The sequence below is a fragment of the Geodermatophilus sp. URMC 65 genome (assembly GCF_053502545.1).
Genome location: NZ_CP199954.1, coordinates 600,758 through 620,639, shown reverse-complemented (window position 1 = coordinate 620,639; position 19,882 = coordinate 600,758). Strand labels below are relative to the sequence as shown.

The window sequence follows — 19,882 nt, the reverse complement described above, 5'->3', positions numbered from 1 at the left end:
CCGGAGTCCGTCGCCGTCCGCCGGCGAGGTGGCGGTCGGGACTACGACGCGGTGCGCGCCGTCATGCCGCCGAGCGAGACGACGTGGTCCCCGGTCTGCTCGTCGACGTCGATGGCGTAGGTGGTCGGGTAGTAGGCAGTCTTCTGGAAGGCCAGGGGCTGCTTGAGTGGCTGTTCGAGGTCGGGCCCACTCATGAGGAACTCCGTGGTGATCATGGGCTCGTAGAAGGTGTGGCGGCCGTCCCAGCTGCCGTTGAGGACGATGTGCTGGAAGTCGTAGGTGCCGGGGACGAGGCTGGTGTCGCTGGCGTCGAACCAGTGCACGCCCATCCCTGGGACGGCCTGTGCAGCGACGGGCACATCCGGCGCGACCGCGTAGTCCTGCGGCACGTACTCGGCCTCAGGGAGGCGCTCGGCCTTGGCGGCGAAGTCGGGGTCCTCCGGGTTGATGGCGTGCATCGTCGCCATGTCGACCATGTCGAAGTGGAAGTCGAAGTGCGGCTTGCCGAACAACTCGACGGGGTCGTGCCCCTGGGGGTTCCAGTTCAGCATGACGTGGTCGAATGCGGTGGTCGCCGCCTGATCGGGGAAGTCGAGCATCAGCATGCGCCCCGATCCCGGCAGTCCCTCCAGGGCGGTGCTCGACAACCGCACGCCGACCTCGGTGGGTCGCTCGCCGTCCAGGGTGACGTAGGTCTTGGCATTCCCGTTCCCGAGCTCCTGGGATGGGCCGAAGACCGTGTCGCTGGAGCTGGCCGGCACGGGAGTGTCGGACCGCGCGCTCTCGGCACCGCAACCGGTGAGAACGGGCAGGGCTGAACAGGTGACAGCGGCAGTCAGTGCCGCGTCCCGGAGGAGTCGATGGACCCGCATCGTCCTTGCCTTTCCTGAGGGCGGCTCAGGCGGAGGGACCCGCGGCATCGCGCCGGCTCGGAGGAGACCCCGGAGCACGTGAGGTGGCCTCGAGGAGCCGGCGGTGGGCCGGTCGTCGACACGCCTGGTCGCTCGGTGTTCGGGTGAGTTACGCGGCGGCACGCTATGGGTGGGACGTCACCGCCGCGTCACTGCCGCCGTCCGCCATCGGAGTCGTCGCAGAGCCGCCGAGCGTGCTGGGCGCATATCCACCACCGGCCGTCCAACTCGACGAGTCAGGGCGGTCGGATCCCGCGGCCAGTTTCGTGTCCTGCCTCGCTCCCAAGGCGGTGATGCAGGGGTGATGACCCGATGACGCTCGCCGAGCAGGTTCGGGACACGTCGCACCGTCACTGCGGTGCTACCCCCTGATGCCGAGATGCGTGGTCCGCGGCCACCAGGCCCGCGCCGGTGCGCATGGCAGGCAACACGAGAGGAGACACGATGAACAAGGCAGCCAAGTCCCTCGGGGCGATCGGGGTCAGCGCGGCCGTTGTGCTCGGTCTGCCCGGTACTGCGTCGGCTGGGCTGAACACCGGCCAGAAGGACGCGTTCGTGGCACAGCACAACGAGTACCGCGCCGAAGTGGGCACCCCGCAGCTGGCCTGGGATGACACCGTGGCCGCAACGGCGCAGGCCTACGCCGACCACCTGCTGCCCACCGTGCAGAGCCAAGGCCTGGTCCACGACCCCAACACCCCGTACGGGGAGAACCTTTATTACGCCTGGCGTTCGGGGAGCGGCGCGACAGCACCCGACCCCCTCAACGCCATGGCCTCCTGGTACGGAGAGAAGGCCCTGTACGACGCCAAGCCCGAACCGGTGGCGAACCCCGTCCAGAAGTGGGGCCACTACTCACAGATGGTGTGGCGGAACACCAAGAAGGTCGGCTGCGGCGCTGCCAGCGGGTTCCAGAACGGTCGTTGGGACACCGTGGTCGTGTGCCGTTACGACCCGGCAGGCAACATCATCGGTCAGAAGCCGTACTGAGGTCATCCTGCGAACGTGGCCCTCGTCCTGGGCCACGTCCGCAGGATCTCCACCGTCCTGAGGCGACCCACAGCAAGGGTCACCGGTTGGCCACGCTGACCGTCTGTGAGGAGGCCGCGTACGCCCGCGCCGCCGAGCGCATGGACTACGTGTGGGCCCACGGCTCCGGCATCGACCGCTACTCCTGCTGAACCCGCCCCGTCGGGGCGGAGGCCCAGGACGCTGTGATTCCGGAACCTCGACCGGCGTTTCTGCGTGGAACACTGTCAGCGCAGGAGGCAGATGGCGCACCGAGGCCCGGGGGCGCCGGCCAGCCGACCGTCCGCCGTGATCAGCTCGCAGTCCAACCGCTCGGCCCGGGCCACGTAGCAGGCGTCGTAGGAGCTGACGTTGGCCCGCAACTCGACGGGGCGCCGCACCAGTCGTAGCGTCGGGACGCGCTCTAACTGCAGCTGCTGCAGATGCCCGACGGCAGCCTCGAAGCGCTGGTCGCTCAGCGTGCGCGCCAGCCAGCGCCTGCGCAGCACCGACACGGTCTCGACGTCGACCAGATCGGGCGCGGTGACCTGATCGGCGGCGCGCAGCTCACCGCGGGCGGCCTCCCCGGCCGCCTGGTCGTCGGCGAGGGCGTTGGCCAGGACGGAGGCGTCGACGACGATCACCGTGCCCGGACTGGACGCTCAGCGTCGCGAGCGTTCCTCGTCCAGGTCGGCCACGGCCGCCTGCAAGCCGACGCGACCGCCGTGCTGGGCCTCGACCTCGTCGAGGACCTCGCTGATCGAGCATTGTTCAGCGAGGTGACGCAGCTCGACAGCGAGGTACTGCTGCAGCGACTGGTGGCGGCGCTCGGCTTGGCGCTGGAGAGCGGCGTGCACGTCCTCGGGGACATCACGGACCAGAACATGCGGCATGCTTGCATAATGTTTACATCAGCCGATTGCCGCAAGGAGCCGCCGTCTTGGACTTGTAGCTGTTGCCGAAAATCGTGACTTGGAAGGAGCCGTCAGACAGTCGCTAGTGCGCCTTGACCATTACGCTGGCCTTGCGTCGCAGGGTACGGAGGTAGGTGCTGTGGTTACGCATCGGCTGGACTCTGCAGCGGATTGCCGTTCTCGTGGAAGTTGCCGACATGATGTAATCGGTCGTCGGACGTTTCGTCAAGCCGGGCTGAGACTCGATGACGGATCCATCGCGGTACTGATAGGACGTTGCGAAAGTAGGTCGTCGGAGGCTGTTCCGCCCTGACGGTTCGGCGCAGCCTGTCGAGCATGTCCTTGTCGGCGTCTTCCCCGCCGTCTCGGCTGATCAGTGACGAGCTGTGAGCGCTGGTCGAGCCGCTGATACCTCCGCAGCCACCGGCGGGGCACGGTTGCACCGGCCGCCCGCGGGTCTCCGACCGGGATGTGCTCGAGGGCATCGCCTTCGCGCTCTCCACCGGCATCGGCTGGACCAAGCTGCCGGCCGAGCGGGGCTACGGGTCGGGCTGGACCTGCTGGCGGCGGATGCGTGAATGGGCCGAGGCCGGCGTGTTCGACCGGGTGCACCAGGCTGTGCTCGACCGCCTGGGCGAGCAGGGCGAAGTGGATTGGTCGCGGGCGAGCCTGGACTCGGTCAGCGTCCGGGCGAAAAGGGGGGCGAGCTGACCGGCCCGAACCCCACCGACCGGGGCAAGGCCGGTAGCAAGTACCACCTGCTCGTCGACGCGCACGGGCTACCGCTCAACGTGCTGGTGTCGGCCGCGAACCGACACGACAGCCTCTTCGTCGAGCCGATCCTCGACTCGATGCCGGCGATCAAGCGCGGCGGCCGCGGCCATCCCCGTCGGCGCCCGGCCAACCTGCACGGCGACAAGAACTACGACATCCCGCGGGTCCGCCGCTACCTGCGCCGCCGCGGCATCACCGCCCGGATCGCCGCATCGGGGTCGAGTCCGGCGCCCGGCTGGGCCGGCACCGCTGGGTGGTCGAGCGCACGCTGGGCTGGCTGCTGTCCTACAAACGCCTGGCGCTGCGCTACGACCGCACCGCCACGACGATCACCGCCCTGGCCCGACTCGCCGTCACGCTGATCTGCGCCCGTCACCTTCCGAGCGACTAATGCAACATCCTCTGAACGAGATTCAAGGCGGTCACCGGCCCAGCTACTCGACAAGCAGAGGTCCGCCCTGCGCGTCAAGGAGGTTGACCTCGAGATAGCTCGCGAACAGCGCAAGCTGGCCGAAATTGAGGTCGAGGGCTTTGAATGCCGCCGGCTCGCTTGGCAGGACTCCAGCTCCGCGTGGGACCATCAGGGACCTGCGATCCACCGATCAAGGAAGTGGCATCATGAAGCGGACCATCATCTGGACCTCGATAGTCGGCGCCGTCGTGGCACTTATCCTGGTTGTCACGGCCGTCAGTATGTCGGCATCCGGCTTCCGGCTCGACGTGGAGCGCTGGGTGCTCATCGGCGCCTTCCTGGTCGTCATCTCCATGGCGACTACCGTGATGGTGTCGGTGCTCAACACGCTCAAGGATGTCCGGCAACAGACGGCTGGAAGCAGCGCCGGAGACGGGACTGGGAACGACAGCGGGGACAATAGGTCCGGCAAATCCTAGGTCTTGTTCGATAAGTCGCGAAGCTGCATGTCGATGCTGGTGATCTGCACAGTGGCGTCGTAGCGAACGGCGAGCCCGTCGTACCGGGGTGGCGAAGCCACGGTGGTGCCGTGGGGCGGTTGGGGCTCGAACCCACGACCCAGGGATTATGAGTGCAGATTATGAGTGCATACGCACCGTGCGCTGTGCTCAGCTGGGAAGAAGCAGGTCGCGCGAGAGCGTAGGTCGTCGAATACTCGGGTCAAGCGCAAAGCTCGCAGAACTACGCAGCGTGACTTCTTACTTGCTGGGAACGGCTCCCGGATGAGGCATCCCGCGGGCGCCGCGGACTTGACTCTTCGACGAGAGGTCGAGTCGACCGCGCGGTCCGTGAGGAGCGCATGGATGGCGTGGCATCAAGGGAGCGATCGGACGCTGACCGCGGCCAGCCTGGGCCACGGCCGTGCGCCCGGCGGTACCGACACCGCGACCTGGGACTGATGGCCGACCTCGGTGGCTGCGCAGCCGTGGCGCGTCCGCTGACTGGCGTCGTGGCCAAGGCGGTCACCAAGGGCTACCACCTCATCGCGCTGCCGGTGTCGGCGAACCGGCTACTGGTGCGGCCGGCTGGGGGGTCAACCTGGGCAGCCCCCCATCGCCGCGCAGCTGGGGCTCGTGGACCCGGCCGCCCGCGCGGCTAGCGGAGGAGCACGGCAGCACCGCAGTCCCGTCGGGTGACGTCGACGGCGGGTGGCGACGTCGCGTCCATCCTGGCGCAGGTTCGACCCCGGTCGACGCCGCCGCCGGCGCCTGACGGTGACTCCACCGACGAGGAAGTCCCACACTGCATCCCAGACCCGTCACCGGCCTGTCGCGCCACCGGAGAGCAGCCCGGCGGTGAGAGTCCTGGGCCACTGCAGCCTTGATGATCTCTGCACAGCCTTGATCTCCGCACAGCGTGGGCTGCTGAGCTTCGCGCCGTCGACGTTCCGTCTCAGGGGATCTCGTACTGCAGGTGATCCCAGTTCGCCATGGATCGGAGGAAGTCTCGCGTCAGGTTGACGCGCTGCTCTGCCGCCCATTCGGCCAGTGCCGACGAGTCGAGGATCTGGCGTACAGGCCTCACGCCGTCGATTTGTGACAGGACCGCTCCCTGAAAAGTATCGAGCTCCACCCTGTGAAAGCTGCGTTTGACCAGTGTGGAGCGCTTGGGCGGCGCGTTGCGGGACGTAAACTCCTGCCCAGTCAGTATCTGGATCGGGCGACGCAGGCTAGGAACGTAGTCGATCCAATCGTCTCCGCTGAAGTCGAGTGTGAAGTCGGCCCGGGGCCGGTCGATGTGGCAGGCGAGGAAGAAGTGCCGTGCCACATACTGGCCGATCAGCTCCGCGACCCGCCACTGGTCCGTTAGCGGAAGCGTCTGCATCCGCTGCAGGAGCGGATCTCGTTGATCTGCTATGTACGCGGACATCGTGTAGTCCAGGTTGTCCAGCCAGGCCTGGAACTGTAAGCCTCCGTCTTCAACAAGCCTCAGGACCTCAGGCACCGTATAGGCTCGGTCCTGGGGGTGCAGGAAAGTGTCGACGAGGCCCGCATCGAACCCCAGGTCAGGTGCACGGTAGGACTTGAACGCGTGCCACGGCGGGATCCGGGTCAACGTGTGCTTAATCATCTCCACTCCGGCAGCATCCTGTTGCAACCCCAGCAGTCGGAATGCCTCTTGCAGCATGTACACGCCTGCACGCGGGTGATAGCCGTAGACCATGAGACTCATCACGCCGTGCGGTCTCAGCGCGTCGCGCAACCGGCACAGGCCGGCCGCGGGATCGGGGAGGTGGTGCAGGACCCCAGTGCAGATGATCAGATCGAAGGTCTGCCCGAGTGATGCAAGCTGCTCGAGGCCCAGGTGGTGCAACTGAAGATTGTTGAGGTCGTGCTTCTCCTTGAGAAAGTGCTGATGTGCGAGTGAGGCCCGCGAGACATCGACACCCACCACGCGTGAGTCTGAATTGATCAAGGCGAAGTAGGCTGCTTGGTTGGCCCCGCAACCGGCGATGAGGATGTCGAGGCTCTCCGGCTCGATCCTCCGGGGCCAGAGCTTCCGGCGATACAGGGATGGGTCGCTCAAGTCGAAGTAGTCATCATGGGCGACCGCCTCGGCCATGTCCGTGACGGGGTCCGGATAGACCCAAGATTCATACTGCGCTGCAACAGGGTCGTTCTCTCGGACCATGATGACTCCTGTCGGCTGCCGAACTGGCGGCGCTTCGGGCATGCTCGGCGAGGGTTTGTAGAGCGAGGACTCCGTGACAGACGGTCGGGTGATTTCTCCCCTCGTTGAGTATTTCGTCGCTGTCCTTGGCGTGCAACGCGTGTGCTGCCATACGGAGCTCGGCGGGATCCATCACCAGACGGGTCGGACATCGTGTGTTCCGGTTCTGCCGTTCGTCGGCCTGCGATGGTCCCGTGCCGACCGACACTTCCAGCTTCGTCGGCCAGCAAGGCGCATCAGGTCTTGTCCCTGGCAGCCTTCGACGAGCCGGCGGTCGCGAACGTGTGAGACCGGTGGGGTGGAGGTTCTCTCCTCCGGCTCCTGCCGCTCGTCGTTCGAGCCCGCAGGTAGTGACGCAGTGCATCAGGAGTCTAGGCGCCGAAGAGCGGCGCGAGACCGTCATCCGCCCATGGCGGTTGCAACGTCATGGTCGAAGCCCAGTCCTCGACCATAATCCGATCAGCTCACTGGCAAGCATCCCGACATCGGGGAACAGCCGGATCGCAGCGTCCCGACGGTTCTCGAAGGTTCCAGCGGCGCGACGGGAGCAGCATGGCGAGTTCATCCTCGGTGATGACCGGGACTGGCTGCTCAGTACTGCCGTCGCACTCGTCCGCTCCATTGGCGAGCGGGGGACCTCGCCGTCCTGGAGGAGCGAGCCGAAGAGCTGCTGCGGTCAGCGGTGGTACTCGGCCGCGGTTGCCGGCGACAGCCGGTCGATGAGGTCGGCCAGACAGGACTCAGCATGCTTTCGGGCGATGTGGCTTACGTCGGCGGGCACGCCTCCTGGTCGAGGTCGTCCGCGCGGGTGTGCCTATGATCAGGTATGAGGCCATCGTGGGCTGCGGTCCATGGCCCGCAGGTGCCTGCGCCAGTCCTCGAGGAGGGACCGGACCCCTGCAACAGCGACGACTAGACGCGCGATGTCGCGCCGCAGCGAGCCAGCTATTCCTCCGCGTCAGCGCTGTGCGAAACCATCTCGTCTGTTGCTCCGGACGTTCCTGCGGATAGGGGGACTGCGGAGGGGCGGGTGGGGCTCGAACCCACGACTCAGGGATTATGAGATATTCCGGGGCGCCTTTCTGACCTGCACGATTATCATCAACTTGGCTACTGAGCTGCGCTTTCACCGTTGACGATGAATGGCTGTCGACGGCCCGAAACGGCCCTTTTGTGGGCATCGTGTGGGCACGACTTACGACCTCGTGCATGGTTAGCCGCGGGCCGTAGCAGACTTGTTCGGGGCCAGGTTGATCACGCGGCGGTGCCGGCCGGTAAGACCCTCGGTAAACGGTGGAGCGGTTCGGGTCGTGGGGCTCGTTCCTGGCTGGAGACCAGTCCGGCGACCGCGGGAAAGATCGTGTCCAGGTGCTCGCGTCGACCGAGGTGGCGAGACAGGGCTCGCCAGTTCTTCAGGTGGCTGATGCCGTGCTCGACGCGGATTCGCCTGGACGTGTGAGCCCGGCGTTCGGCCTCGTGTGCCGCGGCGACGGCGGGGAAGACCGGGATCTGGTTCCTCCGCCGGTGCGGCCGCGGGGTGATGACCGCACCGGCGGTCTGCGCGCTGAGCCCCTGATAGCCGGTGTCGGCGAGCAGCGTCACGCCCGGAGTGCGGGCCAGCAGTTCGACCAGGCCGGCCTGGCGGACCTGGGTCAGGTCATGGAGGGAGCCCGGGCGGGTCTGTCCGCAGAACAGCAGCCGCCCGGCGGCATCGGTGAGGACCAGCGCCTTGACGGTGTTGGCCCGGGCCTTTCCCGAGACGAACCGATGGCGGCCGGCCCGATGGGCCGCCGGGCGGCGCACCCGGACCTCCGTGGCATCCAGCAGGCCGACCCGCCCGCTGGCACCCAGGTGGGCGACCACATCGGCCAGCGTGCGCAGCCGGAGCCCGCCCTCGACGGTGCAGCCGCGCTCGGCCAGCAGCGGGCCGACCTCCCCGACCGCGCGGGTGATCGTCGAGCGGGACACCCCGAACCAGCAGGCCAGCACGTCATGGGTGACCCCGTGGCGCAGATGGACCAGGGTGGCCAGCAGCCGGTCGAGGAACACCAGCCGGTGGCCGGGCGCCGGCGCCGACCGCCCGCCGGCGCGGCCGATCGGCCAGCCGCGCGTCCTGGCGTGCCTGCCAGCGCGGTCCCAGCTCGGCGACCAGCTCGGCCAGGACCTCTCGAGACAGTCCGGTCACCCGGCGATCGGCGACAGCGGCGGCACGGGGAAGAGTGCTCGACACATCACGACCCTGCCCGTCCTGCCCACAGCACGGTCAAGTCGTCGGGCTAACCATGCACGAGGTCGTTAGAGATCGTTTCAAGATGAGCTCGGCGCGCCTCCTGCGGGCACTGGGTGAGCCTGCCGAGGCTGTGGTGGGTGACGAGGAGCTCGTGCCCGATGGGCTGTGGGAGCGGGTCGCCCCACTGCTGCCGCCGCGGAAGCCACGCCGACACCGCTATCCGGGTCGGCGGCCGATCGATGACCGTGCCGCGCTGGCCGGGATCGTGTTCGTGCTCAAGACCGGCATCACCTGGAACCAGCTGCCCACGTCCCTGGTCGGCTGCTCCGGGGTGACCTGCTGGCGGCGGCTACGCGATTGGACCGAGGCCGGCGTGTGGCCGGCCCTGCACGGACAACTGCTGGACCAGCTGCGCGCCCTCGATGAGCTGGACCTGGACCGCTGCGCGGTCGACGGCTCCCACATCCGGGCGCTCAAAGGGGGGACCACGTCGGCCCGTCCCCGGTCGACCGCGGCCGGCCCGGCTCCAAGCACCACCTGATCTGCGACGCCGGCGGCATTCCGCTCGCGGTCAGCCTGACCGGCGGCGACCGCAACGACGTCACCCAGCTCATCCCGCTGGTCGATGCCGTCCCACCGATCCGGGGTCGACGCGGACGCCCGCGCCGGCGACCGCGGGAGCTGTTCGCCGACCGTGGCTATGACCACGACATCTACCGCCGGCAGCTCCGCGCTCGCGGCATCACTCCGCGCATCGCCCGCCGCGGCGTCGCCCATGGCTCCGGCCTGGGGCGCCAGCGGTGGGTGGTCGAGCGCAGCTTCGCCTGGCTGCACGCCTTCAAGCGGCTCCGGACCCGCTACGAACGCCGCGCTGACATCCACCTCGGGCTACTCCAGCTGGCCTGCGCCCTGATCTGCTACCGGCAACTGGCTGTCGTTCTGAAATGAGTTGTTATACGCATACAGGCAGGGGTATCTAACCCATGAGGTGCCGCCGGAGCCGTCGGGGTCACTTCTCCTGGGTATGGCCGGCCGGATTTGGCGACCTCACGATGGGCACCGCCTGTTGCGCTGAGCTCTAGGAAGTGGGTCAGGCTCTGCACCGCCCTGGGTTCAGTGGAGGCTCGGTTCTGCCGGGAGGTCCTCGGTGAGGCCGGCGATCGAACGGTAGTAGGCGTCCTCGAACTCGACCGGTGGGATGTCGCCGCAGGCGCTGTGAAGGCGTCGGTGGTTGGAACCAGTCGACGTACTCCAAGGTGGCCAGCTCGACGTCGTCGAGGCCCTTCCACGGGCCGCGGCGGCGGATCAGCTCGGTCTTGTAGGGACCGATCAGGGACGCGACGACGTCGAGCTCGCGACGCTGGAGTGGGTCGACTGGCACAACAACCGCCGGCTGCACACCGCCTGCCACGACCTGACCCCGGTCGAGTACGGGCAGGTTTTCTACGGTCAACACCCCGCCCAGCAGACGGTCGGGGTCTCACAACCTGAGTTTCCGGACTCGCCGGGGCGGTTCAGCACCGTTCGGACGACCGCCCGTACCACCGGGCGTTTCGACTGCGCCGCCGTCCGATCGGCCCACCCACGGCAGGCGACCTGGAACTGGTTGAGGAAGAGTTGCCGGAGACCGGTGCCGGTCAGGCGCTGGTGAGAACCTGCTACCTGTCCGTCGATCCCACCACTCGGGTCTGGATAAGTGACTACCGCGTCTACATGCCACCTGTACCGCTCGGCCAGGTCATGCGCGGCGTCGGCATGGTCAGGTGATCGAGTCCCGCCGAGACGACCTGCCCGCAGGCACCCTCGCTGGCTGGTGGTGCTGGCAGCAATCAACACCGTGGCCAGCCTTTTACTACCTGCGCTGGATCACGGCCGGCACGGCAGGGGCGTCCGCTCCCGCTGACACCGGGACGAGCGGTGGTCGCACGAGTGTGGGGACGACACGACAGTTGGAGTCGCGGCCAGCGCTGGTCCTGCACACAGCGGCCGTCGCCTCGATCGCTCTCGGCATCGGCTCAGGACTGTGGTTGGCCCTCGTCCTGCCTGCCTGACCGTTGGGAACGACACGGGGCAGGAGTCTCGCTGCCCTCGGGATGTGTCGCAAGGTCGAACCGCGTCGATCGGATGGCATCAGCCGTCGTGCTGGGACAGCCGACCTCACGGTCTCGGGCATGCTGAACGTACGGCCGAGACAGCGGTCGTGAGCCGGCGGGCCGAACGGCTACAGGGCGAGCAGTGCGGTCGGGGTGTGACCGATACCACACGTTCGGGATCCGCAACTCCGAGGGTTACTGAATTCTCTGGTAATGGGTCTTGAGGATGGGCGGGCGCCCCCTGTGGGCTTCCCCCGGCGTCACGTAGCGCCTCACGTATCAAGACCACGGAGGAACCGATGAACCTGAAGCGCGCACTCGTCCTGGCCGGCACGTCGGGCGCGATGATCCTGACGGGCGTCGCCGCGCCCGGTCTGGCGAACGCGTCGGAGACCAGTCAGTCGTACTCGTACGACTACGGCGACAAGGACGAGGACAAGGCCAAGCACGACCACGACGACAACGGAAAGCACGACCACGACCACGACGAGGACAAGGACAAGGACAAGGACAAGGACAAGGACAAGGACAAGGACAAGGACAAGCACGACCACGACGACAACGGCAAGGAGGACAACGGCAAGGAGGACAACGGCAAGGAGGACAACGGCAAGGAGGACAACGGCAAGGAGGACAACGGCAAGGAGGACAACGGCAAGGAGGACAACGGCAAGGAGGACAACGGCAAGGAGGACAACGGCAAGGAGGACAACGGCAAGGAGGACAACGGCAAGGAGGACAACGGCAAGGAGGACAACGGCAAGGAGGACAACGGCAAGGAGGACAACGGCAAGGAGGACAACGGCAAGGAGGACAACGGCAAGGAGGACAACGGCAAGGAGGACAACGGCAAGGAGGACAACGGCAAGGAGGACAACGGCAAGGAGGACAACGGCAAGGAGGACAACGGCAAGGAGGACAACGGCAAGGAGGACAACGGCAAGGAGGACAACGGCAAGGAGGACAACGGCAAGGAGGACAACGGCAAGGAGGACAACGGCAAGGAGGACAACGGCAAGGAGGACAACGGCAAGGAGGACAACGGCAAGGAGGACAACGGCAAGGAGGACAACGGCAAGGAGGACAACGGCAAGGAGGAGGCCAAGCACGACCACGACGGCAAGGACAACGACAAGCACCACCACGGCCACAAGCACTGAGGGAGCGGAGACGCGAGCGTCCCTGCCGTGACGGCTGACCTAGCCGATTCCGAGGCCCTGGGAGCTCCGCTCCCGGGGCCTCGGCATGAGCAGTGCCTGACGGATAGCCATACCGGCAGGACCGGGGTCGGGCTGCACGACGCGACACACGGTCTGCCTGGTCTCCGTGTGGGGACGTCTCGAGGCCGCCGGGGTGGGGTCCCACCCACACCGGTCCAGCGGTCAGTCCAGCGGTCCGGTGGTGACGCCCACCTCCTTCCCGTCCGGCACCGCCTCCGGGGCCGCCGGCAGCAGCAGGGTGAACACGGGTGGAGCCGTCCGAGACAGGGTGAGCCGGCCCTGCTCGGCCTCGGCGAGCCGTCAGGCCAGGTGTAGTCCCATCCCGTGCCCGTCGTGCCCTTCGGTCCGTCTGCCGAAGATTGCCTCCGTTGGACCCGGGCCCTCGTCGGAGACGTCGAGCGCCACGGCCCGGAGGACTCCCGGACAGTGATGGTGACAGTGCCGCGGCCGTGGGGTGGTGGCGTCCGGCGCCGAAGACCAAGGCCTCCACGAGCTTGTCGAAGACCACCGCAGCATCGATGCGAGGCCGGTGGCAACCCAGCGGATAAACGACATGCCGGACCGGCAGCAGGGTCAGAAACTGCTCGCGCAGCGGGTCAAGGATGCAGGATGGGTCGGCAGGCACGAGGCGTCCAGAACTCATGGAGCGTTAGCACCTTCGCGAGCGTGGCCCTTGTGCCTGCGCCGCTCTTACGACCTCGTGCATGGTTAGCCCGACGGCTCGACCGTGCTGGGGTGCAGGACGGGGCAGGGTCGTGGTGTGTCGAGGACGCTGGCCCGAGCCGCGGCTGTTGCCGATCGCCGGGTGACCGGGCTGTCCCGGGAGGTCCTGGCTGAGCTGGGACCGCGCTGGCAGGCGCGCCAGGACCGCGCGCCTGGCCGATCGGCCGCGCCGGCGGGCGGTCGGCGCCGGCGCCCGGCCACCGGCTGGTGTTCATCGACCGGCTGCTGGCCACCCTCGTGCACCTACGCCACGGGGTCACCCACGACGTACTGGCCTGCTGGTTCGGGGTGTCCCGCTCGACCATCACCCGGGCGGTCGGAGAGGTCCGCCCGCTGCGGGCCAAACGCGGATGCACCGTCGCTGACGGGCTCCGACTGCGCACCCTGGCCGACGTGGTCGCCCACCTCGGCGCCAGCGGGCGGGTCGGCCTGCTCGATGTCACCGAGGTCCGCGTGCGCCGCCCCGCGGCGGGTCGGGCGGGGCGGCATCGGTTCGTCTCCGGCAAGGCCCGCGCCAACACCGTCAAGGCGCTGGTGATCACCGACCGCGCCGGGCGGCTGCTGTTCTGCGGACAGACCCGGCCGGGCGCAATCCATGACCTGACCCAGGTCCGCCAGGCCGCCTGGTCGAGCTGCTGGCCCTCACCCCGGGCGTCACCCTGCTCGCCGACGCCGGCTATCAGGGCCTGAACGCGCAGACCGCCGACGCGGTCATCACTCCGCGGCCAGCCCGGCGGAAGAACCAGCTACCGGTCCCGCCCGCCCTCGCCGCGGCGCACGAGGCCGGACGCCAGGCCCACTCCGCACAGCGGATCCGCGTCGAGCACGGCATCGGCCACCTGACGAACTGGCGAGCTCTGTCTCGTCACCTCGGCCGACGCGAGCACCTGAACAGCATCCTGCCCGCGGTCGCCGGACTGGTCTCCAGCCAGGAACGAGCCCCCCGACCGGACCAGCTGCACCGCCCACTGAAGGCTCTCCCGGCCGGCATTACGAAGTGAGCGACCCGCCCCTGACCAGGTCAACGATCGCCCGCCGCCAACCATGCACGAGGTCGTAAGCCTGGGCTTGATCCGCGCACTCGCCGATCGCAGTGTGTAGCCGGCGGAACCTGTCGACGTTGGTCCGCTGCTGGGTCCACGCGCGGTACAGAGCGCCGATGTGCTGGGTACCGCGTCTTGTTTCCGTGAGCACAGGCTGGGAGCTGTCGGCGGTGACGGGCTGGGCGCGGTTGACACCACCGACGCGACCCCGTCCCCGAGGCTGTAGCGCTCGATGAACGCTCCACCCCTGGGACCACTGGCTTCGACGAGGACGCAGGACGCGTCAAGCCGCACCACCTGGCCGCTGCTCTACCGCCGCCCGCTGAACTCCGCACCGGACTGGATTGTCACGGTGTCACCGGGGGTGAGGTTGGAGAGTCGATCGGCAGTGAGCCGGTTGTCGACACCCACGACTGCGAATGGTCCATGAGCAGGTTCCAGCGGAAGGAGTGTCAGCGGCTGCACGTGGCGCCTTCACCCGCCACGCCTGACCAGTGGCTTCTCCTGGCCTAGTGACACGCCCGACCACCAGCTAGCCAGGGCGATCGCATGGATTCCCCCCGTGCGAGTTCCCTGGCTGGTCTGAAAGCCCTTTACGCGGTGGCCCCGCCGTTCGGGCCCGACACGACGGTGACCTCCGACACCAGCCAGTTCCGCCACTCCAGGGGACTGCCCCAAGCCATCCAGGGGACTGCCCAAGCCAGCTGGCGAAGACGATGTGCCTTGATGACCACGTGACGCGGAGGTGACGTTGCGGTGACGCTCGGATCTTAGGGTCGCCACCGCAGGCCCGAACCGCCACTACTCTTCCTGATCGCTCAGGAGGAAGTTTCTAGTGAGGGAGTGGACAATGCACAGGCCGTCAATTCAGCGCGCACTCGCGCGCACCGCTACCGTCGCAGCTCTAGCCGCCGCGGTTACGGTTCCTACGCTGGGCAGTGCTCCGGCGTTCGCTTCTCCCGATCGCCATTGGGTTTACGACAGCAGCTACCACTCCAGGGGTGAGTGTAGGGACGCCGGCCGCTCGGACAGTCAGCGTCGCGAGTGGTGGTGCGACCGTGACGACCACGACCGCAACTGGTGGGACCTGTACTACTGGGAGAGCAGCTCCTGATTCCCCGTCCAACGCGGCCACCGCCACGGCATTCATAGTCCACACACCTTCGATGCTGCGCGGTGGCCGCCCCGTCAGTGGCCAGCCGCTATACGCCGTGACGATTTACGACTGCAGCACTAGGCAAGCACCCCTTTGCCCAGCTCAACCCGCCTGACCGCCGACCAGTCGGCTTGGTCGGGTGCAGCATATCGGTGCGTTAAACCTGCTCCGACCCTATTGGCCACAATCCAGCGGGCGGCTGAACAGGTGGTTGCTCACCACCAATATCTTGGTGAGGTGGGCGCCCTCCGAAGTATCCGCGATCCACGAGGCACGAACCTCACGGCCGCGCTCGTCCCTCTTGGCTCATGTTCTTCGTCCGGTATCGGGTCGTGGAGACCCCAGTCCCGGAATTGGACTACTGGCCGGGGTCGCCGGATGAGTTCGACTTCCGCGTCAGTCTGCCGGCGCACGCCTTCACGTCCTCAGCCCGCGTTGTGTGAGTGTCGTGGCAAATAAACCTCGTGGGTCGGATCGCCGAGGAGAGCGGAGGAGAACAGTCGCTGGTCCGCTACGAGCGCTGTGCGGGATTCCTTCGTCGTCCTCTTTCCTTACCGTGCAGGTGAGAGGCTTGTTGTGGGGCGGGTGGGGCTCGAACCCACGACTCAGGGATTATGAGTGCTCACGCACTGTGCGCTGTGCTCACCTGCGTCTCTGCAGCTCGGGCGCCAGCGTAAGACGTCGAGTACTCGGGTCTTACACGGACTGCTCAACCGACCTGCACCCGCCCAAGCGGCACCGTCCGCGAGTGCTGGCAGGTAGTGGCGCGTGGCGTCCAGTGAGCTCCTGTGGGGCCGGCCGGGAGCCGTGGACGCTCCGCGCTCCGCCTCCTGGCCTGGAGGTCCATCTCGACAGCTGGAGCAGTCCGATCATCTGGCCTGAGGCGTGTCGGCGCGGCCCCGTGCGATGCGTCGAAAGGACGCCGCACGCTCATGACGATCTCACTTCCTGAGCTTGAGGGAGCCCTCGTCACGGACGAGGCAACGCTCGCCGCTTGCGCACGCGACTACGGCCGCGTGGTGCACCGCAGGCCCTCTGCAGTGGTCCGGCCGGCCTCGGTGCACGACGTGAGGGAGGCACTGCGGTCCTGCAGCGACCAGGCGCTCCCGGTCGTCGCGCGCGGTCAGGGGCACAGCACGGCTGGACAGGCCCAGGTGGAGGGCGGGCTGGTCATCGACATGTCCACGCTGGACGACATCGGTCCCGTACAGGACGGTCGAGTGCGGGTGCAGGGCGGCGCGACATGGAGGCAGGTGCTGAGCAGGACCGTTCCGCTCGGCTGGTCGCCGCCGGTCGTGACCGGCTACACCGGGCTGTCGGTCGGCGGCACGCTGTCGATGGGCGGCATCGGCGCGGCCAGCTTCCGGCACGGTCCCCAGGTGGACAACGTCCTCGCGCTGCAGGTCGTCACCGGTGAGGGCGAACTCGTCACCTGCTCACCCAGCGAGCACCCGGAGCTGTTCTCCGCCGTCCTGGGCGGTGCTGGCCAGTACGGGGTGATCGTGGAGGCCACGCTGGCGCTCGTGCCGGTCGCCCCCCGGGCCCGCTACCACCTGCTCGGGTACGACGACGCGGACGCCTTCTTCGCCGATCTGCGGACGCTCACCACGCGGGACCGGGTCGATGGGATCTACGGGCAGGTCCTGCCGGGTGCGCAGGGAGGCTGGTCGTACCTCCTGCACGCGGTTCAGTTCTTCTCATCGACGTCCAGCGACTCGGCAGTGCTGGCCGGGCTGCGCAGCGCCCCTGGGGCCCGCACCGTCATGGACTTGGACACGCCTTCCTTCTTCACCGTCGTCGACGAGCAACTCAAGGCTCTCGGACTGACTCACCTCCCGCGGGTGTGGAGAGACGTCTTCCTCCCCGGCTCCTGCATCGAGGCCTTCGTCGCTGACGCGCTGGCCGAGCTGACCGCCGAGGAGCTCGGGCCGGCCGGCTTCGTGCTGCTGTTCCCCATCCGCAACGCCGCGCGGCCCTACGCGCTGCGCCTGCCCGAGGAGGAACAGGTCGTCCTCTTCGACATCTGCACCTCTGGCTCACTGGAGGATCCGGACTACGTGCCGACCCAGCTCCACAAGGCGCGTGAGATGTACGAACGAGCCCGCGCCCTGGGCGGAACGCTCTACCCCATCGGCAGCACGCCAATGACCAGGGACGACTGGCGTGCCCACTACGGGCCGGCCCACCAGGCCCTGCGCAGAGCGAAGGAGGAGTGCGACCCGGCGAGAATCCTGACGCCCGGTGCCGGGATCGTCTGATCGGTATCGCGTGATGACGTCGAGCAGCACGCCGGATCGAACCAGAGTGCACGATATGGCCGGGGTTGCCGGCTGGTGCACTGGACCATGGCGCGGCCGGGGGCTCCTCTCGTTCGGCGCTGTCGGCCGATCGGGTCGATGAGATCCTCGAGGTCCACTGGTCCTGCTCGGCCCCTCGGGGAGCGTGGAGCTGCCAGCCGCCGCGGCTCAGGTCCACGGCGTGCGCACAGGGGTGGAGGATCCCGAGCATGACCCAGCCGGAATCCCACCCGTCCTCACCCACCGCCGAGGGGACCTCGTTGACGTGTCGGGATCCGCCAACCGTGCCCGCCGGGCCGTCGAGGACCACGGAGACGTCCTGGCAGTGGTGGGGATGCTGCGCGGGCAAGGGCGGACCGACGCCAGGCCCGGGCCCGCGCCGCCCACTACCGCCCCGAGGGCAAGCGCCACCGTAGGTGCCGTAGTACTAGCCACTGCAGGTGACCGGGGCCAGCGCGGTGCGCAGCCGGGTCAGTAGACGGGCGCGGGTCGGGCCGATGCTGCCCACCGGCATGCCCAGCCGCGCACCGATCTCCTCGTAGCTCAACGGCGGTGACGCGACCAACAGCTCGAGCAGCCGCTGGTGCCGTTCGGGCAGCTCGCCCACCGCCTGACGGACCAGGGCCATCCGCTCCTGCCGCAGGACCTGCACCTCCGGGTCGCCCAACCGTTCCGCGGACTGCTCGACGACCGTGCCGGACTCGTGCTCCCACGGGTCGAACGGGCACTCGCGGCCGGCTCGACGGACGGTCTCCAGGCAGGCCCGGCGCGCGGTCGTCTGCAGCCAGCCGGCCAGCCGCTCGGGGTCCCGAAGGGCGTCGAGGTGTTCCACGAGGCGCAGCCACGTCGTCTGGACGGCGTCGGCGGCCTGCGCGTCGCTGAGCCGGTATCCGCGGACCACCGACCACAGCAGGCGGCCGTACCGGTTGACGATGGCACTCCAGGCGAGCTCATCGCCGGCTGCGGCCCGCTGCACCAGTAGCGCGGTGGGCTCGTGGCCATCGGCCCTGAGAGTGGTGTTCTCGCGGTCGTGCGCCGCGCCGCCCGGAGGAACCCACCCGGATCCCCGGGTCGTCTGGCGCCTGACCGGGGACATCGGCCCCGGAGCCGGTTTTCCCGATCGCGGACGGGATGCCAACTCCACGGTCCGAGCGGTGCCGTCCGGGAGCCGCGACACGGAGGGCGGCTGCCCCTGGCGGGGGGTGGACGGCGACAGGGTCGCGACCATCGGGTCCTCGTCTCGTCGGCGCCGCCTGTGCGGCGCGCTGGCCGTGTCCCCGCCGTCGGATCCGCTCACCGAGTCGTCCGCTGACGACCGCGGCGGGCCTGCGATCCGCAGTGGCGCAGCGCTGCTTCCGGGAGTCGGGAGCAACCACCCCGCTGGACGCGGTGGGTCTGCTGTCAGGCCCAGCCGGTGGGCCGGGCCGGTCAGGCGGCCGGGCTGAGTCTCGGCTCGGGCCGACGGGCGGCGTCGGTCACCAGGGTCAGGACGCAGGCGGTGGCCCGGCCGGCTTCCCGGGCGGCGATCTGGCGGCCGAGATGCCAAGCGGTGCAGTCCGCGCAGTAGGCCATCCACCGGTGCGCGCCGTGTCGGGTGCAGACGATGTCGGCCGCGGACTCGATGTGGATGTCGGTGACGGTCATGGCGGGGCTCCCCTCAGGTCAGGGGTCCTGGGTCTCGTCGGATCGGTCGACACAGAGCGTGGGGGCCGGGCCTGGCACGGGACTGTCACGCCGGTGTCAGGCACCGCGGTCGACGTGACAGCGGGGTCGTGGCCCACCGAACCGGCGGCGGTACCGGTCTTCCCGGCCGGGCTGGAAGCGGTCCGCGTCCGGAGCAGGTGTAGGCCGTCGAGCGGGCCACCGACCCCGTCACCCGACGCCGCCTTCAGCGAGCACCAGGCCAATCGACAGGCTCCCCAGGTGGCGTAGGTGGGGCTCGAACTGACGCCCCAGGGATCGGGAGTGCTAGAGCAATGGGCTGTGCTCGCGGGCGATCACGCGGGCATCGGTAGACATGCCGTGCTGGGTCAGGTGATCCGCGAACGCCCAGCCGACGATGAGCTAGGAGTCGATCGTTGCCGGACTGTGGTTCTTGGCACGCAGGTGCTGTCGCCAGTCCTCAAGCAGGGACTGGAGCTCACCGACAGCTACCACGGGAGGCGTGGTGTCCCGCCGCATGGGGGGAAGACGCGGCGCTGTACGAGCGCTGTGCCGGATTCTCCTCTGTCCTGAATCCTATTTGCGCTGGTATAAGGCCTGTTGTGGGGCGGGTGGGGCTCGGTGACGTCCCAGGAAGTGGTGTAGCTGGTCGGAGGTCCTGAGCGCGTCGGCGACGTGCTGGCGTGCGAGGGGCCACCGCGTGGATGTT

The 19,882-nt window shown here is 68.2% G+C and carries 14 protein-coding genes and 3 pseudogenes; 9 read left to right on the top strand and 8 right to left on the bottom strand.

The window, feature by feature from the left end:
• Positions 1-41: 41 nt before the first annotated feature.
• The gene (locus tag ACWIX7_RS02900; protein WP_448620116.1) at positions 42-761 is read right to left on the bottom strand and encodes a DUF5602 domain-containing protein; all 720 of its coding nucleotides are present in this window, start codon (positions 759-761) and stop codon (positions 42-44) included.
• A gap of 594 nt (positions 762-1,355) precedes the next feature.
• Here ACWIX7_RS02900 and ACWIX7_RS02895 point away from each other — a divergent pair.
• Complete coding sequence (locus ACWIX7_RS02895) at positions 1,356-1,901, top strand: CAP domain-containing protein (protein ID WP_448620115.1); 546 nt, start codon at positions 1,356-1,358, stop codon at positions 1,899-1,901.
• A gap of 266 nt (positions 1,902-2,167) precedes the next feature.
• Here ACWIX7_RS02895 and ACWIX7_RS02890 read toward each other — a convergent pair whose 3' ends face one another.
• A complete protein-coding gene (locus ACWIX7_RS02890) occupies positions 2,168-2,563 on the bottom strand; it encodes a type II toxin-antitoxin system VapC family toxin (protein WP_448620114.1) in 396 nt (131 codons plus the stop codon).
• Between the two features lie 18 nt (positions 2,564-2,581).
• Entirely contained in the window at positions 2,582-2,812 is a 231-nt protein-coding gene (locus tag ACWIX7_RS02885; protein WP_448620113.1) for a FitA-like ribbon-helix-helix domain-containing protein, read from the bottom strand.
• 414 nt (positions 2,813-3,226) lie between these two features.
• Between ACWIX7_RS02885 and ACWIX7_RS02880 the strand changes: the two are divergent.
• Together ACWIX7_RS02880 and ACWIX7_RS02875 are read left to right on the top strand one after the other, a co-directional pair.
• A pseudogene (locus ACWIX7_RS02880) lies at positions 3,227-3,998 on the top strand (IS5 family transposase).
• A gap of 227 nt (positions 3,999-4,225) precedes the next feature.
• Positions 4,226-4,498: a hypothetical protein gene (locus ACWIX7_RS02875; RefSeq protein ID WP_448620112.1), complete on the top strand. Its 273-nt coding sequence runs from the start codon at positions 4,226-4,228 to the stop codon at positions 4,496-4,498.
• A gap of 973 nt (positions 4,499-5,471) precedes the next feature.
• On the opposite strand, the gene ACWIX7_RS02870 is transcribed toward ACWIX7_RS02875, so the two are convergent.
• Complete coding sequence (locus tag ACWIX7_RS02870) at positions 5,472-6,710, bottom strand: class I SAM-dependent methyltransferase (protein WP_448620111.1); 1,239 nt, start codon at positions 6,708-6,710, stop codon at positions 5,472-5,474.
• A 1,293-nt stretch (positions 6,711-8,003) separates the two neighbouring features.
• The gene (locus ACWIX7_RS02865; RefSeq protein ID WP_448620110.1) at positions 8,004-8,798 is read right to left on the bottom strand and encodes a transposase family protein; all 795 of its coding nucleotides are present in this window, start codon (positions 8,796-8,798) and stop codon (positions 8,004-8,006) included.
• A gap of 263 nt (positions 8,799-9,061) precedes the next feature.
• On the opposite strand from ACWIX7_RS02865, the gene ACWIX7_RS02860 reads away from it, so the two are divergent.
• The 4 genes and pseudogenes from ACWIX7_RS02860 to ACWIX7_RS02845 form a co-directional block, all read left to right on the top strand.
• Positions 9,062-9,927 (top strand): IS5 family transposase gene (locus tag ACWIX7_RS02860; RefSeq protein ID WP_448620109.1). Its coding sequence is split into 2 segments (ribosomal slippage): positions 9,062-9,455 and positions 9,455-9,927, totalling 867 coding nucleotides; the frame shifts between segments, so codons are not numbered across the junction.
• Between the two features lie 283 nt (positions 9,928-10,210).
• The gene (locus ACWIX7_RS02855; RefSeq protein ID WP_448620108.1) at positions 10,211-10,630 is read left to right on the top strand and encodes an IS3 family transposase; all 420 of its coding nucleotides are present in this window, start codon (positions 10,211-10,213) and stop codon (positions 10,628-10,630) included.
• On the top strand, positions 10,537-10,746 hold the full coding sequence (locus tag ACWIX7_RS02850; protein WP_448622123.1) for a hypothetical protein: 210 nt from the start codon (positions 10,537-10,539) through the stop codon (positions 10,744-10,746). Before ACWIX7_RS02855 ends, ACWIX7_RS02850 begins: the two co-directional genes overlap by 94 nt.
• A 1,088-nt stretch (positions 10,747-11,834) precedes the next feature.
• Positions 11,835-12,263 (top strand): annotated as a pseudogene (locus ACWIX7_RS02845) (histone H1-like repetitive region-containing protein); the annotation flags it as partial.
• A gap of 492 nt (positions 12,264-12,755) precedes the next feature.
• Here the strand turns inward: ACWIX7_RS02845 and ACWIX7_RS02840 are convergent.
• Positions 12,756-12,917: pseudogene (locus tag ACWIX7_RS02840) on the bottom strand (IS5/IS1182 family transposase); the annotation flags it as partial.
• 305 nt (positions 12,918-13,222) lie between these two features.
• On the opposite strand from ACWIX7_RS02840, the gene ACWIX7_RS02835 reads away from it, so the two are divergent.
• Positions 13,223-13,705, top strand: coding sequence for a transposase family protein (locus tag ACWIX7_RS02835; protein ID WP_448620107.1), 483 nt, complete (start codon positions 13,223-13,225; stop codon positions 13,703-13,705).
• Between the two features lie 2,441 nt (positions 13,706-16,146).
• Positions 16,147-17,472, top strand: a complete 1,326-nt coding sequence (locus ACWIX7_RS02830) for an FAD-binding protein (protein ID WP_448620106.1) — start codon at positions 16,147-16,149, stop codon at positions 17,470-17,472.
• Between the two features lie 466 nt (positions 17,473-17,938).
• Here the strand turns inward: ACWIX7_RS02830 and ACWIX7_RS02825 are convergent, their stop codons facing one another.
• Complete coding sequence (locus ACWIX7_RS02825) at positions 17,939-18,487, bottom strand: RNA polymerase sigma factor (protein WP_448620105.1); 549 nt, start codon at positions 18,485-18,487, stop codon at positions 17,939-17,941.
• A gap of 452 nt (positions 18,488-18,939) precedes the next feature.
• The gene (locus tag ACWIX7_RS02820) at positions 18,940-19,155 is read right to left on the bottom strand and encodes a hypothetical protein (RefSeq protein ID WP_448620104.1); all 216 of its coding nucleotides are present in this window, start codon (positions 19,153-19,155) and stop codon (positions 18,940-18,942) included.
• Positions 19,156-19,882 lie beyond the last annotated feature (727 nt).